We start from the raw sequence: 7,322 nt of genomic DNA, 5'->3' as shown, positions 1-7,322 counted from the left end.
ATCGTCGCCCAACTGCTCATCCCTTTTGCGACTCAGTTAGCCCCGCCCAGTGCCCAAGGCAAAATCATCGGAAACTTGATGAGTGCCCTGTTTGTGGGCATTTTGCTAGCCAGACCGATCGGTGGCTGGATCGCTGAACAGTTTAACTGGCGCGGGATTTATTGGCTGGCTGGGAGTGTAATGGTGCTACTGGCGATCTCTTCAACTCAGTTACTGCCGAAATATCAACCCAAGTCGCAGTTGAGTTATGGCGCGTTACTGCGATCTCTTTGGAAATTGGTCAAATCTCAGCCCGCTTTACGCGAAGCCAGCTTGATTCAAGCGATGTTGTTTGGCGCATTTAGTGTATTTTGGTCAACGCTGGCATTTTTGCTCGCCCGTCCGCCTTATGCCTATGGTAGCAAAGCGATTGGCTTATTCGGGCTAGTAGGGATTGCCGGAATTCTGGTAGCACCCCTATTGGGACAGCTAGCAGATAGAGGAACTGCAAAAACCATTCGATCGATGGTGGGAATCGCCATTATCGGCGCGATCGCAGCTTACTTAATTTTCTGGCAATTAGGTACTCAAATCTGGGGCTTGATTATTGGCAGTGTCTTGTTGAACCTGAGTAGCCAAGGCGCACTAATTGCCAATCAAGTCAAAATTTATAGCCTCGATCCAAATGCTCGGAGCCGTCTCAATACGGTATTTATGGTGTCAACATTTCTCGGCGCATCGCTCGGATCGATCATCGGTATCTACGGTTGGAACTTGATGCAATGGAATGGTGTTTGTATCGCTGGACTTTTGTTAATTGGAGTTGCCGCAATGCGGTTTTGGCTCCCCAGCACCCAGCAGAATGCCGATTAAGCTGTAATTTATTTTTGTAACTATGAGGATAAAATCCATGACCGATCGCAAATTACTTTCTCCCGCAACTCTCGGTGCTTTACAACTTCCCAATCGCCTGATTATGGCTCCGCTGACCCGCTGCCGTGCGGGTGATGGATATATCCCTCAGTCAATTAATGCCACTTACTATGCCCAGCGATCAGCGGCTGGATTGATAATCGGTGAGGCAACTCAAGTCGCTCGAAATGGTATTGGCTACCCGAATACACCTGGAATCTATACTTCAGCACAAGTCGTAGGCTGGAAGCAAGTAACCAAGGCTGTCCACGATCGAGGCGGGCGGATCTTTCTGCAACTCTGGCACGCTGGAAGGGTTGCCCATCCTTCACTATTGCCCGAAGGTGAAATTCCGATCGCCCCCAGTCCAATTGCAGCAAATTGTATGGCAGATACCGCTAATGGTCAACAACCCCATGTTACCCCCAGAGCATTAGCATTAACCGAAATTCCAAGGATTATAGAACAGTTTCGGCAGGGTGCAAAAAATGCACTCATGGCTGGATTTGATGGCGTGGAAATTCATAGTGCAAATGGCTATTTGCTCGACCAATTTCTGCAAGATAGTTCAAATCAGCGATCGGATAAATACGGCGGTTCTGTCGAAAATCGGGCGCGACTTTTATTGGAAGTTGTGCAAGCTGTAGTTGAAGTTTGGGGAAAAGGGAAAGTGGGCGTTCGCCTATCACCTAGCAGTGCTTTTAATGATATGCAAGATTCAAATCCAACGGCGACCTTTAGCTATGTTGCCGATGCCTTGAATCAGTTTGGATTAGCTTATCTCCATGCGATCGAACCTCGCATTCAAGGAAATATTACGATTGCCGAAACTGGGAAGGGTTTAGGTGCGAGGTTTTTTCGTTCCATCTTTCAAGGATCGATCGTTACAGCAGGCGGCTATACTTGCGAAATGGGCGAAGCTGTTTTGCAAGAGGATAGTGCTGATTTCGTTGCTTATGGTCGTTTGTTTCTGTCCAATCCAGATTTACCGAAACGCTTTGCGCTTAATGCAGAGCTTAATCGGTACGAGCGGAACACGTTTTATAGCAGTGGCGAACAGGGATATACAGATTATCCAGCGATCGAAACACTTGGTTTATGAGGTGCAAAATGTTTATTTATCCCGATCTCTCGATCGATCCAACTCCTCTAGTCATTGCCAATCGAACTTTTAGCTCGCGACTAATGACTGGTACGGGTAAGTATCCAAATTTTGTGACTATGCGAAAGGCGATCGCCGCTAGTGGCAGTAAAATCGTAACTGTAGCTGTTCGGCGAGTGCAGAGCAATACACCCGGACATGAAGGTTTGGGAGAGGCTCTAGACTGGACAAAGTATTGGCTATTACCCAATACCGCAGGCTGTCAAACGGCTGAAGAAGCAGTGCGAGTTGCCAGATTGGGGCGGGAAATGGCTAAGATTTTGGGGCAGGAAGATAATAATTTTGTCAAGCTCGAAGTGATTCCTGATGCCAAGTACTTATTGCCCGATCCCCTTAGTACTTACTACGCCGCCAAGCAACTAATTGCTGAAGGCTTTGCGGTATTGCCCTATATCAATGCCGATCCATTGCTAGCAAAAGCTTTAGAAGAATTGGGATGTGCGACTGTTATGCCTCTAGGTTCACCAATTGGTTCTGGACAGGGAATCAAAAATGCCGCAAATATTAGCATCATTATCGAGCAAGCAAAAATCCCAGTGATAGTAGATGCTGGGATTGGCACACCCAGTGAAGCCGCCTTTGCGATGGAGATGGGAGCAGATGCACTCTTAATCAACACAGCGATCGCTCAGGCTCAAAATCCAGTTGGGATGGCGCAGGCAATGCAAATGGCAACTTTAGCAGGTAGAATTTCTTTTAAAGCGGGACGTATTCCTGTTCGGGCGATCGCCGCAGCTAGTTCTCCAGTTACTGACCGCATAGCTAATTGAGTCCAAGCGGGAAAATCGATAATGCTCTTCCCTCTAAAATTGGTCTGTCAGTGATTTTTTTTCGATCTCAACCAGCCATTAACTTGGCGATCGCTGGACGCTCGTAGCAACGTTGTAACCAGCCCGTGACGTTGGCGAACGGTTTTAGATCGACATCCATCATCCCCATCCAGCCAACAATGCCCTGTAGGTGAGTATCCACAAGACTATATTCGGTAAGCAAGAACGATCGCCCCTCTAGTCCACCGTTAAGAATGCTGAGACAGTCAGCGATGTCAGACTTGGCCTTCTCCATCGCGACCGCACTCTTCTGTTCGGAGGTAACTTTTTCGTCGGCATTAGTTGCTGGATCTCCTTGCTGTTCGGGTGGCAACGACTGGAACAACCGATTTGCTGCTTCGGCAAGGGTGACGTTAGCCCATGCAATCCATTTCATGGCTTCGCCACGCTGCGGACTTGGTGCGGGGTAAAGTTTGGCATCCACGCCAAAAACTTCACCTAGATACATTGTGATTGCGGATGACTCCCAGATTGCTGTTCCATCATGGACGATCGCCGGGACTCGGCCATTCGGGTTGATTTTAAGGTAGTCAGGCTGTTTAGCATCACCTGCGCTGAGGTCAAGATTTATGCGATCGTGCGGTGTTCCAAGTTCTGCAAGCACTGCTTCGGTGATACTGGCGGTGGACATCGGGGCGGAGTAAAAAGTTAAACTCATCGATTTTCTCCTTGGGTTTGAATATATAGTTCAAGCTTACCATAAAGCACCGCTCCTGAGAGCGTCATGTCATTCAAGCCAAGACTGAAATGCCACTAAGTCACCTTCCCATAAAACAAAGCTGAAACCCTGCGACGATGAATCATTTGCATTCGGGCATAGGTGGCATAAAATTCGATCACGGAGAAGATACCTACAATCTTGAGGATCGGGGATTATCTTCCAATAATATCAACTCTTAACCTCATTTAACTACGATTTTCTCTACATTTATTACTTATTATTGCTAACCTCTCCTACCAATTCGTAAAGCTCTCAAAACTTGTCTGTGTTGGGTAGCTTGAGTAGCTTGAGATGCTTTAGCTTTTTTATTTTCTCCAGACTTATTCAACCGATCTGAAGTACCTTTCCCTGAACTCTTAGCTACACCCATAACTGCGCCCGAACCAGCACCTTGGAATCCTTCTGCCATTGCCAGTGCTGAACCTTTAGCCATCATAAATGAAATAGTTGGCGCAAAAATTGCCCCCAATAGTTCGATCACAAATGATGCCCCTTCCATTGCCGTAGCAACTTGCCCGATTAATGCTAAAACGAGCGCGAAACAAATCTTGGCATTACAAACTGCCCAAAAACTGGTAAACCAGTCAACAACCGCTTTCTTATCCATAACTGCCATCGCCAAAGCAGTTGGGAATAAATAGAAAGCAATTAATGTAGCCAGTTCCATCGCCCAATAAAACCCGACAACAACTGCATTTAATAAAGTAATCACAATTTGCTCGCCGATATCGCCAAAACTAGGCAGTCCCTTGGAAAATATCCCCATCACACTATCCCAGTTAATACCGCTATTTTGCGCTCCATTTGCCGCTTGCATTTTAGCTACAATTTTAGTCTGAAGTTCGAGCGCATAAGCCTTGGCTACAGGGTCTGCTGGCGGATTCATTGCATTCAGCTTTTGGATCATTTTTGAAGCAGCCAAGGTACCACATACCCCTGGATTTGCATCGATTCTACATTTATCCAAATCGATCGTCAGGTCTTTAAAGATCGTACTAGATTTCATCCCTGGAGGCATATTCGCCTTGGTGCTATCTAGAAAAGCATCATTCCCAGATCGCGAGATCATGTCAATCCCAAAATCAGAACTTAAAGTTCGCAAATTTTGGGTAAAACCTTTAGCCATTGCGCCACTATTGTATAACATACAAAAAACAATTAGGGGCAACAATAAACTATTAATGATTTTAGTATAGTCAGGTTGTTCTCGATATTCTTCGTATAGCTGATAAACTTTCCATAGTAAAAATAGAACAGCTAATCCCATACAAAACTTGCTAAGTTCCCCAAAAATACCACTGCCGTTGTACATTTTAATCCAAAATTGGTTGGTAGCATCAAGCGCAGTTTTAGCAGAGCTAGCAGCGAGAGTGGAGATGTTTCCGGCTTGGGTAGCTGCGAGATGGGTTGGGAGATAATTGGTGAATAGATTCATGAAAGTAATAAGTAATAAGGAATAAGGAATAAAATATTTAATTAATGTGTAAGACCACAGAGGTTGAAAAACGAGTTATGCGTTTGCAATAAGTCAAGGATTAATACAATAATTCTTGACTTATTACTTATTCCTTATTCCTTATTACTTCACCCCTCACTAGCTTTCACTATTTACAAGTCAGTTTGGGTCGATAAATCGATGCTTGAAAACACTGCATCGCGGTTTGTGTTTCAACATTTTTTTCAATCGCCACATCATGCCGGATATTAGCTTGATTAATCGTGTCTCTCACCAGAGCCGTTTGTTCGAGTAATTGTCCTTGAGTTGTTTTAGACTCAATTAGTGAGGCATTGATCCGCTCTTGTCCATGAGCAACTGCTGCTAAAGATTTATTTGTCCCAGCCAGAGCATCAAGGGAACTATCATAATCAGTCGCGGCAATGTCATTCGTCGTCTTGACATCAGCCGCCGCAGCATTACTATTTTGCTGATTGGCTTGAAGGGCGGCTGTACCCGTCATTGCCGCAGCAAAGGCTTTACTTTTCCGGTTGATGATTTCATTGGCAACCCCAGGCGTATATTCCCCCGTAGTTTGAGCCTGTTGAAGCACCTCAGCAGTAGCCTTCGCTTGTAGAGCTAGGGATGCCGCCGCAATTTTTTGGATATCATCAGTATTAGTTTTGGCAATCTCTTGGCTGGTTGGAGGAGCAGTACTACCTTGTCCTAAAAACCCTGCCAAAAACGGAAATTGTTTAGTTAAATCGGCTAATCCACGATTCATCATTCCGGTGACATTAGTAGTCATAGCAGTCAAAGCTGGGATACCTAGATTGCCGACAGATCCTAAGATCCCTTGGGCACCAGAGACGCAAGCCATTGGATTGCTGATGTTATTGCAACTACTAGTAAGTGTCGCTAAATTCGCTTGAGCATCAAAACTCGCAACATTACCAGCCGTTTGGATAGCAGCACTGGCTCCAGGCGAAAGTTGGACTCCAGCAGTGGTGAGAGTTTGAGTAGCAGCATTCAAACAATTACCAGATGCCAGCTTTTGCTGGCAAGCAGTATTCGTATCCAGTGCCGATTGACCGACTGCCTCATAGTTAATTGGGGCTGTTGTTGGTTGAGGAGGCGTAGATTCAGGCGGATTTGCTAGACTCACAGTTGGGATGAATGCTGATAGAACGGCAATCGTGCCCCAGATAGTTTTATTCATGGAAAGTCCAGCAGTGTTGATTAAGTGGGAATCAGTTCTTTGGCGTACTCATGCAAGCCCAGAACCGGATGCTTGGCAGCAGCCATCAATTCTTTCCGACGAGTAACCTCATCGGGATTATTGACCACAGCCGCCAAGCCGCCCGCACTCGCGTAAGAACGGACGCGAGTGGAGGTACGCCCATCGAGGAGCAGCCAATTTGAATAGCCCAAGGCTGTGTTGGGAGAGAATGCGTCGGTCATACATGGAGCCAAAATCTCTGGCGGCATCAATAAAATATCTTGGAAGGCAGTGCTGACTTCAGGTTGAACCCTCCCTACTAACTTAATATCGCAGTTACCTAAAATTCGGTCGCCAGCCGCGCAGTTCTTAACCGATGTTGGCTCTTGGGCGCACAGAATCACTCGAATCCCTGCTTTGGCACCGTTAGCGCACAGTTTACCCACCTGATTAGCCAGGGATGGGAATTGGAGCAGGATTGCCGCTTCATCAATGACCAATACTGATTTGGGGTTGCTAAATGCCCGTCTTAATACCGTTCCATACATACACATCGACAGAATCGCCGCATCTTCAGGGTTATTCACCCCACGCATTGCCATCACAAATAAAGTACTATCGGCACTAAAGGTAGAAGGGCGGGATAGTGCTTGTCCGACTCTACTAGTCAGCCAGTAACGCAGCTTGGTGACGACGAAATCCAATGCCGCGATCTGATCTGGCGATGTTTTCAGAGCGATGCGTTCGGGAGAACAGAAGCCGACAAAATCTTGGAGGGTAGGATACTCTGCCCATTCGGGAGATCCTAATCCTCTCGTCCGCGCCGCCCGATATCTGGAGATAATTTCATAGTCGGCGAAGAATTTAGCTAGGACTAAGGCTAAGATCGATCACACGATGTCAACGTTGACATTAGTATTCTGGACGACTGCCCCCATCACCATTGCCAGCAGGATTTCGAGCAGAAAATCTTCATAGTCCTTCCGCCGTTCTAATTGTTGCTCGGCACTCAGATACTCGATATTCGGCAGTTCAAAAATATTGGCAGCTTCCGAACCAACGTC

At 46.3% G+C, this 7,322-nt stretch carries 7 protein-coding genes; 3 read left to right on the top strand and 4 right to left on the bottom strand.

Going from position 1 to position 7,322, the window contains the following annotated elements; genetic code table 11:
* The 3 genes from RMO55_RS09500 to RMO55_RS09490 all read left to right on the top strand — a co-directional run.
* Nucleotides 1-852: MFS transporter (locus RMO55_RS09500; RefSeq protein WP_310426061.1), on the top strand; the 852-nt coding region annotated here is incomplete at its 5' end.
* A gap of 37 nt (nt 853-889) precedes the next feature.
* On the top strand, nt 890-1,993 hold the full coding sequence (locus tag RMO55_RS09495) for an alkene reductase (protein WP_310426059.1): 1,104 nt from the start codon (nt 890-892) through the stop codon (nt 1,991-1,993).
* An 8-nt stretch (nt 1,994-2,001) separates the two neighbouring features.
* A complete protein-coding gene (locus RMO55_RS09490; protein WP_310426058.1) occupies nt 2,002-2,823 on the top strand; it encodes a thiazole synthase in 822 nt (273 codons plus the stop codon).
* A 67-nt stretch (nt 2,824-2,890) separates the two neighbouring features.
* On the opposite strand, the gene RMO55_RS09485 is transcribed toward RMO55_RS09490, so the two are convergent.
* The 4 genes from RMO55_RS09485 to RMO55_RS09470 all read right to left on the bottom strand — a co-directional run bounded on the left by RMO55_RS09485 (nt 2,891) and on the right by RMO55_RS09470 (nt 6,962).
* On the bottom strand, nt 2,891-3,541 hold the full coding sequence (locus tag RMO55_RS09485) for a glutathione S-transferase family protein (RefSeq protein WP_310426056.1): 651 nt from the start codon (nt 3,539-3,541) through the stop codon (nt 2,891-2,893).
* A gap of 286 nt (nt 3,542-3,827) precedes the next feature.
* Nucleotides 3,828-5,039, bottom strand: coding sequence for a hypothetical protein (locus RMO55_RS09480; protein WP_310426054.1), 1,212 nt, complete (start codon nt 5,037-5,039; stop codon nt 3,828-3,830).
* Between the two features lie 169 nt (nt 5,040-5,208).
* Nucleotides 5,209-6,258, bottom strand: a complete 1,050-nt coding sequence (locus RMO55_RS09475; RefSeq protein WP_310426053.1) for a hypothetical protein — start codon at nt 6,256-6,258, stop codon at nt 5,209-5,211.
* A gap of 20 nt (nt 6,259-6,278) precedes the next feature.
* Nucleotides 6,279-6,962 carry a TraM recognition domain-containing protein gene (locus RMO55_RS09470; RefSeq protein ID WP_310426052.1) on the bottom strand — a complete coding sequence of 228 codons (684 nt, stop codon included), beginning with the start codon at nt 6,960-6,962 and terminating at the stop codon, nt 6,279-6,281.
* Nucleotides 6,963-7,322 lie beyond the last annotated feature (360 nt).

This window comes from Chamaesiphon sp. VAR_48_metabat_135_sub, assembly GCF_031418915.1.
Classification (GTDB): Bacteria; Cyanobacteriota; Cyanobacteriia; order Cyanobacteriales; family Chamaesiphonaceae; genus Chamaesiphon.
Note: the sequence above shows the minus strand (reverse complement) of the source record. Positions and strands in the feature narration are given on the sequence as shown.

Bases quoted from the DNA above. Each gene is read 5' to 3' on its own strand.
- RMO55_RS09480 (WP_310426054.1), bottom strand. From the start codon at position 5,039: ATGAATCTATTCACCAATTATCTCCCAACCCATCTCGCAGCTACCCAA.
- RMO55_RS09490 (WP_310426058.1), top strand. From the start codon at position 2,002: ATGTTTATTTATCCCGATCTCTCGATCGATCCAACTCCTCTAGTCATT.
- RMO55_RS09495 (WP_310426059.1), top strand. From the start codon at position 890: ATGACCGATCGCAAATTACTTTCTCCCGCAACTCTCGGTGCTTTACAA.
- RMO55_RS09475 (WP_310426053.1), bottom strand. From the start codon at position 6,258: ATGAATAAAACTATCTGGGGCACGATTGCCGTTCTATCAGCATTCATC.
- RMO55_RS09485 (WP_310426056.1), bottom strand. From the start codon at position 3,541: ATGAGTTTAACTTTTTACTCCGCCCCGATGTCCACCGCCAGTATCACC.